Here is a 17,555-nt window from a genome sequence, read left to right as displayed (position 1 = left end):
GTCTCCAGTTACCGGTTGCGTATGCCGTAGCGGCTGCCATCCCCGCCCAGCTGGTAGCGGATCACGGCCTCGCGATGTTCACGATAGGTCTCGGAGAAATGATGACTGCCGTCGCCGCGCGAGACGAAGAACAGGTCATTGGTTTCGGCCGGACGTGCCGCCGCCTGCAAGGCCGCGCGCCCCGGCAGGGCGATGGGCGTTGGCGGGAGCCCGGCACGGGTGTAGGTGTTGTAGGGATGATCGCGGTCCAGTTCGGCGCGCGTCAGGCGTTGTACGCCGGGCTCCTGCGCGTACAGCAGGGTGGGATCGGTCTGCAGGCGCATGCCGCGCTTGAGCCGATTCACGAACACCCCGGCCACCCGGTCACGTTCGTCCCCGCGCCCGGTCTCGCGTTCGATGATGGAGGCCAGGATCAGCAGCTCATAGGGGGATTTCACCGGGTGGTCCTCGATTCGGTCCCCCCAGGCGCGGTCCAGGTGCAGGCCCATCGCCTGGTGGGCGCGATGCAGCACCGTCAGGGCCTCGGTTCCGGACCCGAAGAAATAGGTGTCCGGCAGGAACCATCCCTCCGGGTGTCCCAGGTCCTCGAGCCCCAGTGCCTCCAGCAGGTTGTTGACCCCGACCGATTCGGCGGGCCCGATGAGTTCTGGGTGCTCGCGCAGCGCGGCCAGCGCCTGGCGGATGGTCCAGCCCTCGGGGAACGTGAGGCGATGCTGCACCACCTCGCCGCGGGCCATCGCATGGATCAGTTCGCGCGGGGTCATGCCCGGCGTCACGGCGTATTCTCCCGCCTGGAGACGCGGTGCAATCCCCTGACGCCGTCCATAGGCCTCGAGCACCCAGGCAGAATCCACCCAGCCGCGTTCGGCAAAGGTCCTGCTCACCGAACGCAACCCCTGCCCCGGTTCCAACTGAAAGCGTTCCGAGGCGTCCAGCGCCATCGGCGTATCCAGCTGCGCCTGGTAGTGTTCGCTCAGCCACCAGGCGGCGCCCAGGGCCAGAACGACCAGGAGGGCCAGGACAGCGAGGCTAATCCGCTTCATGCAATGCAATTCCCATTGGATACAGCGGATCATCCTGCCACGCAGGCCCCCGCTTGTCCCCTTCGGACAGCACGGCCGGGGTCATCCCGATACGCGCGTTGCTGACATAGAGCGCATCGGCTCTCTCGATACGCGCGGGGTCCGGGTACGCCTCGATCACCTCGAACCCGAACCGTTCGGCATGCTCGAGGACCCAGGCGCGCCGCGTACCGGCGATCCCGGACTGATCCACCGGCGGGGTGAGCAAGGTACGCCCTTCGCGCAGCCAGAGATTCCCTTGCGTGGCGCTGACCACGCGCCCCAGCGCATCGTGGAGGATTGCCTCGTCCCAGCCCGGTTGCCAGCTGCGCCGGGCCATCACGTGTTCCAGGCGACTAGTGTGTTTGAGACCCGCGAGCGCCGGGTTTACGCCGATCGGCACTGCGGCCCAACCCAGGCTCAGAGATTCGCGTTCAGTGGGGGCGGCGTCGTCCAGCGCCGGACCGGCACTGACGATCCGAGTCAGTGCCGGTGCCGCGGGCGGCGCGTAGCCCCTTGGCCCCTCACCCCGGGTCACTGTCAGGCGCACCATGCAGGCTGGCAGGGTCGCCACTCGCGCAATCTCGTCCAGCACCTCGGTCTCGCCGATTTCCGGAAACCCGAGGTGCCCCAGCCCGCGCGTCAGGCGGGCCCAGTGGTAGGGCCATAGCTGTGGTCGGCCCTGTCGCACCCGTAGCGTCTCGAACAGGCCGTCGCCCAGGAGTAGCCCGCGATCCAATGGCGATACCCGCCCCTCGCGCTCGCCGTTCACCAGGATCATGGGCTCTTCTCCCCCGCCCCCTGCAGCGCCTCCAGCAGGCCGCGTGCCTTGTGCCGGGTCTCCTCCAGCTCGCGCTCGGGATCGGAGTCCGCGACGATGCCCGCCCCCGCCCGAAACCGCAGTTCGTTCCCCCGAACGACGAGGGTCCGGATCAGGATATTGGTATCCATGCGGCCGTGGCGGCTGACGTACCCGCAGCCTCCGGTATAGGCCCCACGTGGGGCCTGTTGTTCCAGTTCCTGGATGATCTGCATGCTGCGGATCTTCGGGCAGCCGGTGATGGTGCCGCCCGGAAAGACCGCGCGCAGGATGTCGGCCGTGGTGGTGCCCGGGCGCAGGCGCCCGACAATGCTGGAGACGATGTGATGCACCCGGCGATAGCTCTCGATGGTCATCAGCTCCGCCACGCGCACGCTACCGATCTCGGCCACCCGACCGACATCATTGCGTTCCAGATCCACAAGCATGACATGCTCGGCGCGTTCCTTGATGTTGAACGTCAACTCGCTGAAAAGACGCCGATCTTCTTCCGCGTCCGGATCGCGGCGACGGGTCCCCGCAATCGGCCGGGTCTCGACCATGGCGTTTTCGACCGACACCAGCCGCTCTGGGGAGGAACTGATCACGTGAGCACCGGGGAGTTGCAGCCACGCGGCAAACGGTGCGGCATTGGCCTCGCGCAGGCGGGTGTACAGCCCCGCCGGATCCAGCGGCTGCGCGGCGGTGGCACGCCATTCGCGGGACAGATTGACCTGAAAGGTGTCGCCGGCCCGGATGTACTCGAGGCCCTTCATCACTGCGTCGCGATAGCGCTGGGCGTCCTCCTCCTGAAGGGCCAGGGCGGGCAGCGGCTCGGATGCGGGACTCGGCTGGCCCCGGACTGTCGCGCAGTCCGACTCCACCCGCTCCAAACGCGCGCAATCGCCTGCCTCGTCGACGAACCAGGTCGTCCCCTCGTGGTGATCGTGGATCAGTGCCGCCGGGAAATAGGTCACCAGGGCATCCGGCAGCCAGGGGTCCGATCGGCAATCACCCAGGGCCGGCTCCATGCGCCAGGCCAGTTCGTACCCGGCGTACAGGAACCATCCCCCGAGGAACGGGAGGTGGGCATATGCGGCGTCTTCGGGGTCCAGTGGTGGTGTGCTCGAGAGATCCTGATCCAGCACGCCCAGCACGTCCTCTCCGGCCGCACTGGACAACGTGCGGCCGGGGAAGGCGAACAGGATGGAAAAACGAGCCGGAGCCTGCCCGATCAGGGCCGACTCCAGCAGGTGGGGATAGCGCTCTGGGAATCGCCGCGCCAGGGCCGCAAAGTCGACCCCGGCGGCCAGTTCATGGACCGCCATGGCGGCGCCGCAGCGTCAGATGCTGCGGAACACCAGAGTGCCGTTGGTGCCCCCGAAACCGAAGGAGTTCGACAGGCCGACCTTGGTCTTCATTTCGCGTGCCTCGTTGGCCACGTAGTTCAGGTCGCACCCTTCGCTCGGGTTTTCCAGGTTGATGGTCGGCGGTGACACCTGATCGCGCAGCGCCAGGGCGGTAAACACGCCCTCGATCCCGCCGGCGGCACCCAGCAGGTGGCCGGTCATCGACTTGGTGGAGTTGACCATGAGCTTGTAGGCGTGATCGCCGAAGGCCTTCTTCAGGCCCTGGGTCTCCGCCAGGTCACCTGCGGGGGTCGAGGTCCCGTGAGCATTGATGTACCCAACCTCTTCCGGATTCACCCCGGCATCTTTCAAGGCACGATGCATGCACTTGGCGGCACCGGAACCATCCTGGATCGGCTGCGTCATGTGGTGCGCATCCGCATTCCAGGCGAAGCCGGCCACTTCGCAGTAGATGTGGGCCCCGCGGGCCTTCGCGTGCTCGTACTCTTCGAGCATCATTACACCGGCGCCATCGCTCAGCACAAAGCCATCGCGGTCCTTGTCCCAGGGACGCGAGGCGCGTTCGGGGTCGTCATTGCGAGTGGACAGCGCGCGGGCGGCGGCGAAGCCGCCAATGCCCAGTGGCGTGGTGGCCATCTCGGCCCCACCGGCGACCATGGCATCGGCGTCCCCATAGGCGATCATGCGCGCGGCGTCACCGATGTTGTGGGTACCGGTGGCGCAGGCCGAGACGATGGAGATGTTCGGGCCCTGCAGGTTGCGCATGATGGACAGGTTCCCGGCCACCATGTTGATGATCGCACTGGGCACGAAGAACGGGGAGATCTTGCGCGCCCCGCCCTTCAGGTACGCACCGTAGGAGCGTTCGATATAAGGCAACCCGCCGATCCCGGAGCCAATGGCCACCCCGATCCGCTCGGCGTTCTCCTCGGTAACTTCCAAACCGGAGTCATCCAGGGCCTGAAGCCCCGCCGCGATCCCGTAAAGGACGAAGGTGTCCATCTTCTTCTGGTCTTTCGGCGGGACGTAGTCATTGGCTTCGAAGTCCCGGACCGCGCCGGAGATCTTCACCGGCATGTCCGATGCATCGAAGACATCGATGGGGGAAATGCCGCTCTTGCCGGCCTTGATGTTGCTCCAGGCCTTGTCGATAGTGGATCCGACCGGGGAGACGATCCCCAGTCCGGTAATCACGACACGTCGCTTAGCCAATGTGTTCTCCTCGAAAGACTGAAATTACGCGCTCAGCGCAACGACGAAGGGCCGCCCTGCGCGCAGGAAGGCCCGTTCGCGTCGTCCTGATCGGCGCCCGGAGGCGTCGAATCAGTCCTTCATGTGCTCGTTGATGTAATCGATCGCCTGTTGCACGGTGGTGATCTTTTCCGCCTGCTCGTCCGGGATTTCGGTTTCGAATTCCTCTTCGAGCGCCATGACGAGTTCCACCGTGTCCAGCGAATCCGCACCCAGGTCGTCGACGAAGCCGGCCGCGTTGGTCACGTCCTCTTCCTTGACACCCAGCTGCTCGACAACGATTTTCTTGACGCGTTCTTCAATGCTACTCATGGTTCAGAAATCCCCTTCAGTGTGAGGCGGCTTCGTTGAAAGGTCCGCCATTCTAGAGAAAAGCCCCGCCGCGATCTAGCGATCCGCGCAGCGGGTCGTGCGGGCGGCCTGCGGCCGACCCGTCGTGATCAATGCATGAACATCCCGCCGTTCACATGCAGGGTCTCGCCGGTGATGTATCCGGCCTCCTCGGAGGCCAGGAAACCGACGGCCGCGGCGATCTCTTCGGGCGCCCCCAGGCGCCCCAGCGGAATCTGTCCGAGCAGGGCCTGTTTGGTGTCATCGCCCAGTTCGCGGGTCATGTCGGTATCGATGAAACCCGGTGCGACCGTGTTCACGGTGATACTGCGGCTCCCGACCTCGCGCGCCAGGGAACGGGCAAATCCCGCAAGGCCGGCTTTCGCGGCGGCGTAGTTGGTCTGCCCGGCGTTGCCGGTGGAGCCCACGACCGAACCCACCAGGATGATGCGGCCGCGGCGCAGTTTCATCATGCCTTTCAGCAGGCGCTGTGTCAGGCGCACGGCAGCGGACAGGTTGGTGTCGAGGACCGCGTCCCATTCCGCGTCCTTCATGCGCATGAACAGGTTGTCGCGAGTAATACCGGCATTGTTGACCAGCACCTCGATCGACCCTTCCTGTTCCTGGATCGCCTGCAGGCCGGCTGCGACGGAGTCCGCGTCGGTCACGTCCATCGCTATGCCGCGCCCGCCCCATTGCTTCAGGGTTTCGGTGATCCGTTCGGCGCCGGACGCACTGGTCGCGGTACCCACCACCTGCAGGCCCTGCTCCGCCAGACGGCGGGCAATGGCCGCGCCAATTCCGCGGCTTGCACCGGTTACAAGGGCTACACGTTTGCTGTCGGACATGGTTAAGCCTTTACTTCAAGTGAGAGAAAGTCGCAGTCGGTCGCTCAGCCCGCGGCCAGACGTTCGAGCGTGACCTTCAGGGTATCGCGGTCGGCAACATCGAACAGTTCCAGTTCGCGGTCGATGCGTTTGGCAAGACCGGTCAGGACGCGTCCCGGCCCGCATTCAACCTGAACCGCCACGCCCTGTTCGCGCAAGCCGCGAATGGTCTCGACCCAGCGCACCGGGCGATACAGCTGCGCGGCCAGATTTTCCTTGATGGCCGCGGCGGCATCGGTCGGCGCGGCAGTCACATTCTGCCAGACCGGGATTGTGGGGGACTGAAAGCTGGTGCCGTCCAGGGCCGCCTGCAGGCGTTCCGCGGCCGGGCGCATCAGTGCGCAATGCGACGGGACCGAGACCGGCAGCTTCAGGGCGCGCTTCGCACCAGCATCCTTGGCACCGCTTACGGCCCGATCCACCGCAGTGGCATTGCCCGCGATCACGACCTGCCCCGGTGCGTTCAGATTGACCGCCTCCAGGATCTCGCCTCCGGCATGCTCGAGGCAAAGCGCGTGTACCGCGGCATCGTCGAGCCCAAGGATGGCCGCCATCGCGCCTTCACCTTCCGGCACCGCAGCCTGCATGGCCCGGGCCCGCTCGGCGACCAGGCGTACCGCATCCGGGAAGCGCAGGACGCCGGCGGCGACCAGGGCGCTGTACTCGCCCAGGCTGTGGCCCGCGACGGCCTGCGGGCGGGCGTCCGTTTGTTCGGTCAGGAGGCGCCAAGTGGCGACCCCGGCAGCCAGCATCACCGGTTGTGTCCACTCGGTCTGGTTGAGTTGTTCCACCGGACCATGCTGGCAAAGGCTCCAGAGATCCGCGTCGAGGCAATCCGACGCTTCCTGAAAGGTGTCGCGGACAATGGCGTGGTCATCGCCCAGATCGGCCAGCATGCCGGCGGACTGGGACCCTTGCCCCGGAAATACGGCGGCCCAAGAAGTTGTCATTCGTTACAGATCTCGCGCGTGAAAGCGCGCGTAGTGTAGGCGGTCACGTACACCCCGGCAAACGCCGCCCATCCGCAGGGACCGCCTCTGGTCCGTCGCCGGGGCGTGGCCATGTCCCCCGAAAGCCGCCACGTGACTTGTGTTCCGCCGGTGCATCCGGATAATGTCGCACCTTGATTCAATACGAGAGGGACCGTATGGCGAAGGAAGACGAAATCGAGCTGGAGGGCACTGTAGTCGAAACGCTCCCCAACACCACCTTCCGGGTGGAGCTCGAAAACGGGCACACGATCACGGCGCACATTTCCGGAAAAATGCGCAAGCATTACATCCGGATCCTGCGCGGCGACAAGGTGATCGTGCAGATGACGCCCTATGACCTGACCAAGGGTCGTATCGTCTACCGCAACAAGTAAGTTCGCTCTCCAAAGAAGAAGCCCCGGCCGGACCGGGGCTTCTTCGTTTGCGGGCCCTCCCGGGCCCGGTAACGCCGGGTCGGCGGTCGGCGAGCCGCGTCAGGACGGCACCGCGGTTTCCTGGATGTCCAGCTCCAGACCGGCCTCGCCCAATCGGACCACCACTTCGCCACCGTGGGCCAGTCGTCCGAACAGCAGCTCGTCGGCCAGCGGCTTTTTGATGTACTCCTGCAACGTACGCGCCATCGGGCGCGCGCCCATCTTGACATCGTAGCCGTGCTCGGCCAGCCAGGCACGCGCCTCCGGCTCGACCGTCATATGCACCTTCTTCTCGTCGAGCTGGGCTTGCAGCTGGATCAGGAACTTGTCGACCACGCTGAGGATGGTGGCCTCGTCCAGCGGCCCGAACTGAATGGTGGCATCCAGGCGGTTACGGAACTCCGGCGTGAACGTGCGCTTGATCGCTTCCATCGCATCGCTGGAATGATCCTGCTTGGTAAAGCCCACCGATGGACGGCTGGCCTGCTCGGCCCCCGCGTTGGTGGTCATCACCAGGATCACGTTGCGGAAGTCGACCTCGCGCCCATTGGCATCGGTCAGCGTGCCGTGATCCATCACCTGCAGCAGTACATTGAACACGTCCGGGTGGGCCTTCTCGATCTCGTCCAGCAGCAGCACCGAATGCGGATGCTTCAGGATGGCATCGGTCAGCAACCCTCCCTGTTCGTAGCCCACATAGCCCGGCGGTGCCCCGATCAGGCGCGATACGGTATGCCGCTCCATATACTCGGACATGTCGAAGCGGGCCAGATGGATGCCCATCTGCTGCGCCAGTTGGCGTGTGACCTCGGTCTTGCCGACACCGGTCGGCCCGGCAAACAGGAACGAGCCGATCGGCTTGTCCATGTCGCCCAGCCCGGAGCGGGCCATCTTGATCGCGGTGGATAACGTCCCGATGGCCTCGTCCTGTCCGAAGACGGTCATCTTCAGGTTGCGATCGAGGTGGCGCAGGGTCTCCTTGTCGGAACTGGAGACGGACTTCGGCGGGATGCGCGCGATCTTGGCCACGATCGTCTCGATGTCTTGTACGCCGATGGTCTTTTTGCGCTGGCTGACCGGCTGCAACTGCCGGCTGGCCCCGGCCTCGTCGATCAGGTCGATGGCCTTGTCCGGCAGAAAGCGGTCGGTGATGTAGCGATCGGCCAGTTCCGCCGCCGCGCGCAGGGCCGGCTTGGTGAAGCGCACGTTGTGGTGCGTCTCGAAGCGGGACTTCAGGCCGCGCAGGATCTGCTCGGTCTCGTCCACCGTCGGCTCCGGCACCTCGATCTTCTGGAAGCGCCGCGCCAGGGCCCGGTCCTTCTCAAAGATGCCGCGATATTCCTGATAGGTGGTGGACCCGATGCACTTCAGTTCGCCCGAGGCGAGCATCGGCTTGATCAGGTTGGAGGCGTCCATCACCCCGCCGGAGGCCGCGCCGGCCCCGATAATGGTATGAATTTCGTCGATGAACAGTACCGCGCCCGGCTCTTTCTTGAGCTGGGCGAGCACGCCTTTCAGACGCTTTTCGAAGTCTCCGCGGTACTTGGTGCCGGCGACCAGCGCGCCCAGATCCAGCGAATAGACGGTGGCAGACGCGATCGCATCCGGTACCTGTTCATCGACGATGCGCCGTGCCAGACCCTCGGCGATCGCGGTCTTGCCCACGCCGGCCTCGCCCACCAGCAATGGGTTGTTCTTGCGGCGGCGGCAGAGGATCTGGATGGTGCGTTCGATCTCGTGATCGCGCCCGATCAGCGGGTCGATCTCGTCCTTGCGCGCCTTGTCGTTCAGGTTGGCGGCGTAGAGCTGCAGCGCGTTGGTCTTTTCTTCGCGTTCACCCTCCACCGGCTCGCCCTGGGACTCGCCCGGGTTGGGCTGGGCCCCGAGTTCGTCTTCCCCGACCTTGGAGATGCCGTGGGAGATGAAATTCACGACGTCCAGACGCGAGATATTCTGCTGACCCAGCACGTACAGGGCCTGGCTGTCCTGCTCTCCGAACAGGGCCACCAGCACGTTGGCGCCGGAGACCTCCTTGCGCCCGCTGGATTGCACATGGAATACCGCCCGCTGCAGCACTCGCTGGAAGCCCAGGGTTGGCTGGGTCTCGCGCGAATCGCTCGGCGGGATGCGCGGCGTGTTTTCGTCAATATAGGCCGCAAGCTCGTCGCGGATGCGATCGAGATCGCCCCCGCAGGCCCGCAGCACCGTGGCAGCGCTGGGATTTTGCGCCAGCGCCATCAGCAGATGCTCAACCGTCACGAACTCGTGACGCTTTTCGCGGGCCTCCTTGAAGACCATGTTCAGGCTGAATTCGAGTTCCTTGTCGAGCATGGGAGTCAGACCTCCTCCATCGAGCAAAGCAGTGGGTGCTGATGACTGCGGGCATAGTCGTTCACCTGCGCCACCTTGGTCTCGGCCACATCCCGGGTAAAGATGCCGCATACGCCTTTGCCACGCGTATGCACATGCAACATGACCCGGGTGGCCTTCTCGCGATCCATGCTGAAGAAGGTCTCCAGTACTTCGATCACGAACTCCATCGGCGTGAAGTCGTCGTTGAGCAACACCACCTTGTACTGTCGCGGTGGCTTGAGCTCCGGCCTCGATTCTTCGACCGTTACCGAGTCGTCTCGATCGGGGGATTGGGGCTTGTCATTACTCATCGGTCGAAATTACGCCTTCAGCGGTTACTCGTTTGTTAGTCGTCATCCTCGATTGGTTCCGGGTTCAGGCCAAGTGCCCTTACGGACACTCCGACCACCCGACCCTCACATGTGCTTGATCATCGCCTCGCCGAAGGCCGAGCAGTCGATCGGCTCGACGCCATCCATCTGCCGCGCAAAGTCGTAGGTGACCTCGCTGGCACTGATCGCCCCACCCATGCCCTTGACCACCAGGTCGGCCGCTTCCGACCAGCCCAAGTGCCGCAGCATCATCTCGGCAGACAGGATCAGCGACCCCGGGTTCACCTTGTCCTGACCGGCATACTTCGGCGCCGTGCCGTGCGTGGCCTCGAACATCGCCGTGCTGTCGGACAGGTTCGCCCCCGGCGCGATGCCGATACCACCCACCTGGGCCGCCAGGGCATCGGAGATGTAGTCGCCGTTCAGGTTCAGGGTCGCGATGACCGAGTAGTCCTCCGGGCGCAGCAGGATCTGCTGCAGGAAGGCGTCGGCGATCACATCCTTGATCACGATGTCACGCCCGGTCTTCGGGTTCTTGAAGGTCTGCCACGGACCGCCGTCCAGATCCTTCGCACCGAATTCCTCGCGTGCCAGCTCGTAGCCCCAGGCCTTGAAGGAACCTTCGGTGAATTTCATGATGTTGCCCTTGTGCACCAGGGTCACCGACGGGCGATCGTTATCGATCGCATATTCGATGGCCTTGCGCACCAGGCGCTTGGTGCCTTCGCTGGAGACCGGCTTCACACCGATCCCGGCGGTCTCCGGGAAGCGGATCTGGGTGACACCCATCTCGTCCTGCAGGAAGTCGATGACCTTCTTGACCTCCGGGGTCCCCGACTCGAACTCGATCCCGGCGTAGATGTCCTCGGAGTTCTCGCGAAAGATCACCATGTCGGTCTTCTCCGGCTCCTTCAGCGGGCTCGGGGTGCCGTCGTAATAGCGCACCGGGCGCAGACAGACATACAGATCCAGCTTCTGACGCAGGGCCACATTCAGGGAGCGGAAGCCGCCACCCACCGGGGTGGTCAGCGGACCCTTGATCGACACGCGATAGTCCTTCACCGCCTCCAGGGTCTCGTCAGGCAGCCCGGAGTCGTCATCGTAGACCTGCGTCGCCTTCTCGCCGGCGTAAACCTCCATCCACTCGATGGCCTTCTTGCCGCCGTAGGCCTTTTCCACCGCCGCATCGGTCACCCGGCGCATCACCGGGGTGATGTCCACACCGATCCCGTCACCTTCGATGTAGGGGATCACCGGATGATCCGGCACCTGCAGCTTCCCCTGGTCGTCGACAGTGATGCGTTCGCCCTTCTCCGGGACCTGAATGTGCTGATAGGCCATGCCAACTCCTTGTGCGGATTTCGTAGATGAATCGTTAATCACGTATGACCTGATTATACATGCCGGACCGGGTTTTCCGGTGACCGAACCAGTGCGCGATTGCGCGTTCCCCTATGGCAGCCCGACCGGCAGCCTGCGTTATCATCCGTGCCATGACCGACCGCCTCCCCTGTCATATCACCGTGGCCGCCGTAATCGAGCGCGAGGGCCGGTTCCTGTTCGTCGAGGAAACCGACGCCGGCCGCCGGGTGCTGAACCAGCCCGCAGGCCACCTGGATGCCGGCGAGGACCTGATCGGGGCCGTGATCCGCGAGGTCCGCGAGGAAACCTGCCTGGAATTCGTGCCCGAGGCGGCCCTCGGCTGCGACTTGCTGCAAGTGGTCAGCGGCGCCGTGATTCTGCGCGTGACCTTCTGCGGCCCGGTGTCACCGGTTCAATCCCCTGCCCCCCGCGACCCGGCGATTCATGCCCTGCACTGGCTGGCGCCCGAACAGGCCGAGGGTGAATGGCCGTTGCGCAGTCTGCTGGTGATGCGCAGCATCCGCCGGTATCAGGACGGCTTGCGGCTGCCGCTCGCGGCGGTGGGCGATCTGGTTCGGGCGCCGGGTGCATGATGCGCGGCGAGCGCGTCATCGTCGGATTGTCGGGTGGGGTCGATTCCGCTGTCGCGGCCAGCCGCCTGCTGGAAGCCGGCTATCGCGTCGAAGGCCTGTTCATGAAGAACTGGGAAGATGACGACGACGCCGAGTACTGCGCCGCCGAGGCCGACTATGCCATGGCCCGTGAGGTGGCGGACTGCCTGGAAATCCCGCTGCACAAGGCGAACTTTTCCGAGGACTACCGCCAGCGCGTTTTCGCGCAATTCCTGCATGAGTACGAGGCCGGGCGCACCCCGAACCCCGACATCCTCTGCAACCGCGAGATCAAGTTCCGCTCGTTCCTCGATCATGCCCGGGATCTCGGGGCGCGCTGGATTGCCACCGGCCACTACGCCCGGGTGCGCCATCATGTGCACTACAGTGAGCTGTGCCAGGCGGCCGATGCCAACAAGGACCAGACCTACTTCCTGCATACCCTGACCCAGGAGCAACTGCGCCCCGCCCTGTTCCCGCTCGGAGACATTCCCAAGCATCAGGTCCGCGAACGCGCCCGGGAACTGGGTCTGCCGAACCATGCGCGCAAGGATTCCACCGGGATCTGCTTCATTGGCGAGCGACGCTTCCGTGACTTCCTCGCCCAGTACCTGAAAGCGCCCGAGGGAGCGATGCGCACCCCGGAAGGCCAGGTGGTCGGTCGCCACCAGGGTCTGATGTTCTACACCCTCGGTCAGCGCCAGGGCCTGGGGATCGGCGGGGTCGACGGCTTTGCCGAAGCCCCGTGGTATGTCGTCGACAAGGACCTGGACAGCAACACCCTGGTGGTCGCCCAGGATCCGCAGCACCCGCTATTGATGAGCCCGTCGCTGACGACCGAGGTGGTGCACTGGATCCACAATGTACCGGTCCCCGGTGAGCCGCTGCAGGCCCGGTTACGCCATCGCCAGCCCTTGCAGGAATGCCGGGTGCAGGCGCTGGACACGGCCGGCGCCACCGTGGTCTTCGACACACCCCAACGCGCGGCGACGCCGGGGCAGTCCATCGCCTTCTACCGCGGCGATGTCTGCCTGGGCGGGGCGGTGATCGCCACACGAACCACGAATGCGCCGTGAGTCTGCCAGGCCACTTCCGGTATAGTGGCCGCTGCCCGGCGACCCGACTCCGACCCACCCAAGGAACCGACTGGTTTGGACCGCTCCGATCACAACCGCACCCTGGCGCTGGCCGCCCTCTTCCAGTGCGCGAGCCTGGTCAAGGATCTGGCCTGGCGCGGGAGCTGCGACGACTACGAATTCGAGGTCCTGGTCGGGAGCCTGTTCGCCTTCGACGCGGACACCCCGGAAGCGGTCTATCGCGAGGCGGTCAGCCTGCGCAGTGGCCTGGAACGTATCGAGAGCCAGCTGCAAAACGGCAGCAAGCCGCCAGACATGGAGATCACCCGCTACGCCATCGGGCTGATCTTCCTCGAGCGCAAGCTGCAAAAGCGCGACGACATGCTGCAGAAGCTGACCGACGGCCTGCAGGGCGCCCAGCGCCAGATCGACTACTTCCACATCACCCACGAAAGCGTGATTGCCCGGCTGGCCGAGATCTACAAGGAGACCATCTCCGAGCTCGGCCCGCGCATCATCGTGCAGGGCGAACAGAACAACCTCTCCAATCCCGACACCGCCGCGCGCATCCGTGCGTTGCTGCTGGCCGGGATCCGCGCGGCGGTCCTCTGGCGCCAGGCCGGTGGATCGCGCTGGAAATTGCTTTTCGGCCGCAAGCGGCTGATTCGCGAAGCGCATGACATCCTCAATCGACTCAATACCTGAACGCGGAAGACGCACATGAGCCACGCTGACCCCAAGAACACCCGGACCCTCACCGCTGGCGGCCGCGAATGCCGCTACGTGCCGATCACCGACGACGCCCGGGCGATCGACCTGCCGTTTGCGCTGAAGGTGCTGCTGGAGAACCTGCTGCGCTTCGAGGACGAGCGCACGGTGCGCCGCGCCGACATCGAGGCCTTGCTGGACTGGGATCCGAAGGCCGAACCGACCCAGGAGATCGCGTTCCGTCCGGCGCGCGTGCTGCTTCAGGACTTCACCGGGGTGCCGGCGGTCGTCGACCTCGCCGCGATGCGCGATGCAATGGAGGCCCTGGGCGGCGATCCGAAGAAGATCACCCCGCTGCAGCCGGCCGAACTGGTCATCGACCACTCCGTGCAGGTGGATGCCCACGGCAACGCCAACGCGATGAACCTGAACGCCGAGCTCGAATACTCGCGTAACCGCGAGCGCTACAGCTTCCTCAAGTGGGGCCAGCAGGCGTTCGACACCTTCAAGGTGGTGCCGCCGGACACCGGCATCGTCCACCAGGTGAACCTCGAGTACCTGGCGCGCACGGTGTTCGTGGATGACCAGGCCGAGGGGGGCTGCATGGCCTACCCCGACACCCTGGTCGGGACCGATTCCCACACCACCATGATCAACGGCCTGGGCGTGCTCGGCTGGGGCGTGGGTGGCATCGAGGCCGAGGCCGCGATGCTCGGCCAGCCGATCTCCATGCTGATCCCGCAGGTCGTGGGCTTCCGCCTGACCGGCAAGCTGGCCGAGGGCGCGACCGCGACCGACCTGGTGCTGGTGATCGTCGAGACGTTGCGCAAGAAGGGCGTGGTCGGCAAGTTCGTCGAGTTCTTCGGCGACGGCCTGGCCGATCTGCCGCTGGCCGATCGCGCCACCATCGCCAACATGGCCCCGGAATATGGCGCCACCTGCGGCATCTTCCCGATCGATGACGAGACCCTGACCTACCTGCGCCTGACCGGGCGCGACGCCCAGCACATCGAGTTCATCGAGGCCTACGCGAAGGCCCAGGGCCTGTGGCGCAACGACAATGCCCCGATCGCGCGATACACGGACATGCTGGAGCTGGATCTGTCTACCGTGGAGCCAAGCCTGGCCGGCCCCAAGCGCCCACAGGACCGCATCCCGTTGAGCCAGGCCGGCGCCACCATTAGCCGCCACCTCGACACCATGCTGAAAGAGCGCGAGAGCGGCGCCGATGAACCGGACGACGCCGAGCGTTTCGCGGCCGAGGGCGGGCATACCGCCGTGGGCGTGGAGCATCAGGCGGAAGAGCCCCACCACACCGCCATCGAGATGGACGGCGAGACCTTCACCCTGGATCACGGCGACATCGTGATCGCGGCAATCACCTCCTGCACCAACACCTCCAACCCCTCGGTAATGCTGGGTGCCGGCCTGGTGGCGCGCAAGGCACGCGAGGCCGGACTGCAGGTGAAGCCCTGGGTGAAGACATCGCTGGCTCCAGGCTCCCGCGTGGTGACCGATTACCTCGAGAAATCCGGTCTGTTGCCGGACCTCGAGGCCCTCGGTTTCCACGTGGTGGGCTATGGCTGCACCACCTGCATCGGCAACTCCGGTCCGCTGCCGGAACCGATCTCCGAGGCCATCATCAAGGACGACCTGATCGTCAGCTCGGTGCTCTCCGGCAACCGCAACTTCGAGGGGCGGATCCACTCGGAGGTGCAGATGAACTTCCTGGCCTCGCCGCCGCTGGTGGTTGCCTACGCCCTGGCTGGACGCAGCAACATCGACCTGTACAGCGACCCGATCGGGGAGAATCAACAGGGCGAGCCGGTCTACCTGAAGGATATCTGGCCGACCACGCAAGAAGTGCGCGAGGCGGTGGCCAGCCATGTCGGCGCCAGCAGCTTTACCAGCGCCTATGGTGACCTCTATTCCGGCGAGGAACGCTGGCGCAACCTGGAGGCTCCACAGGGTCAGCGCTTCGACTGGCAGGAGGACTCCACCTACGTACGCAACCCGCCCTACTTCGAGGGCATGAGCATGACGCCTACACCCTGGAACGATGTCCAGGGCGCGCGCGTCCTCGCGCTGCTGGGTGATTCGGTGACCACGGACCACATCTCCCCGGCCGGCTCCATCGCCAAGGACAGCCCGGCGGGTCGCTATCTGGAATCGAAGGGCGTGAAGCCGGCCGACTTCAACTCCTATGGCTCCCGCCGCGGCAACCATGAAGTGATGATGCGCGGGACCTTCGCTAACGTGCGCCTGCGCAATCTGCTGGCGCCCGGGACCCAGGGGGGCGTGACCCAGCACCTGCCGGATGGCGAGCAGATGTCGATCTACGACGCGGCGATGCAGTACCAGGCAGAAGACACCCCGCTGATCGTCATCGCCGGACAGGAATATGGCACCGGCTCTTCGCGCGACTGGGCCGCCAAGGGCACCCTGCTGCTGGGCGTCAAGGCGGTCATCGTCGAGACCTTCGAGCGTATCCACCGCTCCAACCTGGTGGGGATGGGCGTACTGCCGCTGCAGTTCCTGCCCGGCGAGAACGCGGCCAGCCACGGACTGACCGGGCGCGAGACCTACAGCATTACCGGCGTGGAGAACGGCGAGTCGCGCGAGGCCACGGTCACGGCCGTGGCCGATGATGGCCACCGCAAGACCTTTGCCGTACGTGTGCGGCTGGATACCCCGCAGGAGGTGGATTACTTCCGCCACGGCGGCATCCTGCCCTACGTGTTGCGCCAGCTCGCAGCTTCCGCATAAGGTTTGGCCATGGGACGGCGGGTATCCACGGAGGTGATTCAGTCCGGTCAGACGCTGGCAACAGCCGTGCATGACCGTTCCGGCCGTCTCCTGATCCCCGCCGGCATGGTGCTCCAGGACAAGCAGATCCGCGTGCTCCTGTCCTGGGGCATCAGCACTGTCGAGATCGTCGAGGACGAACATGCCGCGGCCAACGATTCGCGGGACGATGAAGTCCCGGACCTGTCGGCGGAGGCCCGGCCCACCCCGGAGATGGAGGAACAGGCCGACACCATCCTGGCCGAGCGCTTCCGTCACTGTGACTTGACCGGCCATCCCATGGACGGCATCTACTCCATCGCGCGTGCCCAGCTGATCGACGAGCTCATGCGCCGCGGCCACAAGGCCCGGAGCGCATGATGACCGTTGCCGAGTTCCTCGAGAAGGATGACTCGTTGTGCAGCTTTTCCGGGAGTTACAACACGATCTTCACGCGCCTTAGCGACCCGACCGCGAACGTGGCCGGGATTACCGAGGCGGTGGAACTGGATCCGGCCATTGCGGCGAAGACGCTGCGCATGGCCAACTCTTCGCTGTACGGTTTCCCCGAACCGATCGATACCCTGCACCGGGCAGTCTCCATTATCGGCCTGCAGCAGATGCGGCAGATCGTGCTGTCGACCATTGTGATCGAGCATTTCCGCGGCCTGCCGGTCATCGGCGTCGACATGGAATCGTTCTGGCGCCACAGCATTGCAGTCGGCGTGCTCAGCCGCTCGATCGCCCGCTTTCGGCGCGAAGCGAACATCGAACGTCTGTACCTCTACGGGATCATGCACGACCTCGGGCGGCTGCTGCTGTTTCTCCGGCTGGGCAGCCGCACCGAGGAGCTGATCAACATCCGCGAGCGCGAGCAGTGCCTGTTGTACGAGGCAGAACGCGAGCTGCTGGGTTTTGACCACGCCGCCATCGGGTCCGCCTTGCTGGAGGAATGGGGGATGGCCCCAGCCCAGGTGGAGGCCACGCGCTACCACCATGCCCCGGAGGAGGCCCGCGCGTTTCCCGTGGAGACGGCCATCGTGCACGTCGCCGACAGCATCGCCAATTCCTTGCGGCTGGGATCCTCCGGGGAGCGTTTCGTGCCCCCGGTTGCCCCGGAGACCTTCGACCGCATTGGCCTGGAGATGGCGGTCTACGAGGACATCATCGGCCACGCGCGCAAGCATCTGGATCAGATGCAGACGATCCTCCTCGACTGAGCCTGTA

General features: G+C 65.2%; 17 protein-coding genes. 7 read left to right on the top strand and 10 right to left on the bottom strand.

Annotation, left to right across the window (positions count from 1 at the left end):
* Positions 1–8: 8 nt before the first annotated feature.
* The 7 genes from mltG to fabD form a co-directional block, all read right to left on the bottom strand.
* On the bottom strand, positions 9–1,043 hold the full coding sequence (mltG, locus tag D573_RS0102560; RefSeq protein WP_018937581.1) for an endolytic transglycosylase MltG: 1,035 nt from the start codon (positions 1,041–1,043) through the stop codon (positions 9–11).
* Positions 1,030–1,842 (bottom strand): aminodeoxychorismate lyase, encoded by an 813-nt coding sequence (gene pabC / locus D573_RS0102555; protein WP_018937580.1) that lies wholly within the window; start codon positions 1,840–1,842, stop codon positions 1,030–1,032. The genes mltG and pabC overlap by 14 nt, the downstream gene beginning before the upstream one ends.
* Positions 1,839–3,188, bottom strand: a complete 1,350-nt coding sequence (locus D573_RS0102550; protein WP_018937579.1) for an aminodeoxychorismate synthase component I — start codon at positions 3,186–3,188, stop codon at positions 1,839–1,841. The genes pabC and D573_RS0102550 overlap by 4 nt, the downstream gene beginning before the upstream one ends.
* Before the next feature lie 15 nt (positions 3,189–3,203).
* A complete protein-coding gene (fabF, locus tag D573_RS0102545; protein ID WP_018937578.1) occupies positions 3,204–4,424 on the bottom strand; it encodes a beta-ketoacyl-ACP synthase II in 1,221 nt (406 codons plus the stop codon).
* Between the two features lie 129 nt (positions 4,425–4,553).
* On the bottom strand, positions 4,554–4,793 hold the full coding sequence (gene acpP, locus D573_RS0102540; RefSeq protein WP_018145676.1) for an acyl carrier protein: 240 nt from the start codon (positions 4,791–4,793) through the stop codon (positions 4,554–4,556).
* A 128-nt stretch (positions 4,794–4,921) separates the two neighbouring features.
* Complete coding sequence (gene fabG / locus D573_RS0102535) at positions 4,922–5,659, bottom strand: 3-oxoacyl-ACP reductase FabG (protein WP_018937577.1); 738 nt, start codon at positions 5,657–5,659, stop codon at positions 4,922–4,924.
* A 44-nt stretch (positions 5,660–5,703) separates the two neighbouring features.
* Complete coding sequence (fabD, locus tag D573_RS0102530) at positions 5,704–6,648, bottom strand: ACP S-malonyltransferase (protein WP_081618722.1); 945 nt, start codon at positions 6,646–6,648, stop codon at positions 5,704–5,706.
* 197 nt (positions 6,649–6,845) lie between these two features.
* Between fabD and infA the strand changes: the two genes are divergently transcribed.
* The gene (gene infA / locus D573_RS0102525; protein ID WP_012982660.1) at positions 6,846–7,064 is read left to right on the top strand and encodes a translation initiation factor IF-1; all 219 of its coding nucleotides are present in this window, start codon (positions 6,846–6,848) and stop codon (positions 7,062–7,064) included.
* A gap of 99 nt (positions 7,065–7,163) precedes the next feature.
* On the opposite strand, the gene clpA is transcribed toward infA, so the two are convergent.
* The 3 genes from clpA to icd all read right to left on the bottom strand — a co-directional run bounded on the left by clpA (position 7,164) and on the right by icd (position 11,128).
* Positions 7,164–9,434, bottom strand: a complete 2,271-nt coding sequence (gene clpA / locus D573_RS0102520) for an ATP-dependent Clp protease ATP-binding subunit ClpA (protein WP_018145673.1) — start codon at positions 9,432–9,434, stop codon at positions 7,164–7,166.
* Between the two features lie 5 nt (positions 9,435–9,439).
* Positions 9,440–9,766: an ATP-dependent Clp protease adapter ClpS gene (gene clpS, locus D573_RS0102515; RefSeq protein ID WP_018650138.1), complete on the bottom strand. Its 327-nt coding sequence runs from the start codon at positions 9,764–9,766 to the stop codon at positions 9,440–9,442.
* 105 nt (positions 9,767–9,871) lie between these two features.
* On the bottom strand, positions 9,872–11,128 hold the full coding sequence (icd, locus tag D573_RS0102510; protein ID WP_018937575.1) for an NADP-dependent isocitrate dehydrogenase: 1,257 nt from the start codon (positions 11,126–11,128) through the stop codon (positions 9,872–9,874).
* 152 nt (positions 11,129–11,280) lie between these two features.
* On the opposite strand from icd, the gene D573_RS0102505 reads away from it, so the two are divergent.
* The 6 genes from D573_RS0102505 (at position 11,281) to D573_RS0102480 (ending at position 17,548) form a co-directional block, all read left to right on the top strand.
* Positions 11,281–11,742 carry an NUDIX domain-containing protein gene (locus tag D573_RS0102505; protein ID WP_018937574.1) on the top strand — a complete coding sequence of 154 codons (462 nt, stop codon included), beginning with the start codon at positions 11,281–11,283 and terminating at the stop codon, positions 11,740–11,742.
* Complete coding sequence (mnmA, locus tag D573_RS0102500; RefSeq protein WP_018937573.1) at positions 11,739–12,836, top strand: tRNA 2-thiouridine(34) synthase MnmA; 1,098 nt, start codon at positions 11,739–11,741, stop codon at positions 12,834–12,836. The genes D573_RS0102505 and mnmA overlap by 4 nt, the downstream gene beginning before the upstream one ends.
* Positions 12,837–12,911: 75 nt before the next feature.
* Positions 12,912–13,541, top strand: a complete 630-nt coding sequence (hflD, locus tag D573_RS0102495) for a high frequency lysogenization protein HflD (protein WP_018937572.1) — start codon at positions 12,912–12,914, stop codon at positions 13,539–13,541.
* Positions 13,542–13,556: 15 nt separating this feature from the next.
* Positions 13,557–16,310 carry an aconitate hydratase AcnA gene (gene acnA / locus D573_RS0102490; protein ID WP_018937571.1) on the top strand — a complete coding sequence of 918 codons (2,754 nt, stop codon included), beginning with the start codon at positions 13,557–13,559 and terminating at the stop codon, positions 16,308–16,310.
* 66 nt (positions 16,311–16,376) lie between these two features.
* Positions 16,377–16,709 carry a hypothetical protein gene (locus D573_RS0102485; protein WP_018937570.1) on the top strand — a complete coding sequence of 111 codons (333 nt, stop codon included), beginning with the start codon at positions 16,377–16,379 and terminating at the stop codon, positions 16,707–16,709.
* Entirely contained in the window at positions 16,709–17,548 is an 840-nt protein-coding gene (locus tag D573_RS0102480; protein WP_018937569.1) for an HDOD domain-containing protein, read from the top strand. Before D573_RS0102485 ends, D573_RS0102480 begins: the two co-directional genes overlap by 1 nt.
* Positions 17,549–17,555 lie beyond the last annotated feature (7 nt).

It is taken from the genome of Thioalkalivibrio sp. AKL9, assembly GCF_000377825.1.
Taxonomy (GTDB): domain Bacteria; phylum Pseudomonadota; class Gammaproteobacteria; order Ectothiorhodospirales; family Ectothiorhodospiraceae; genus Thioalkalivibrio; species Thioalkalivibrio versutus.
Note: the sequence above shows the minus strand (reverse complement) of the source record. Positions and strands in the feature narration are given on the sequence as shown.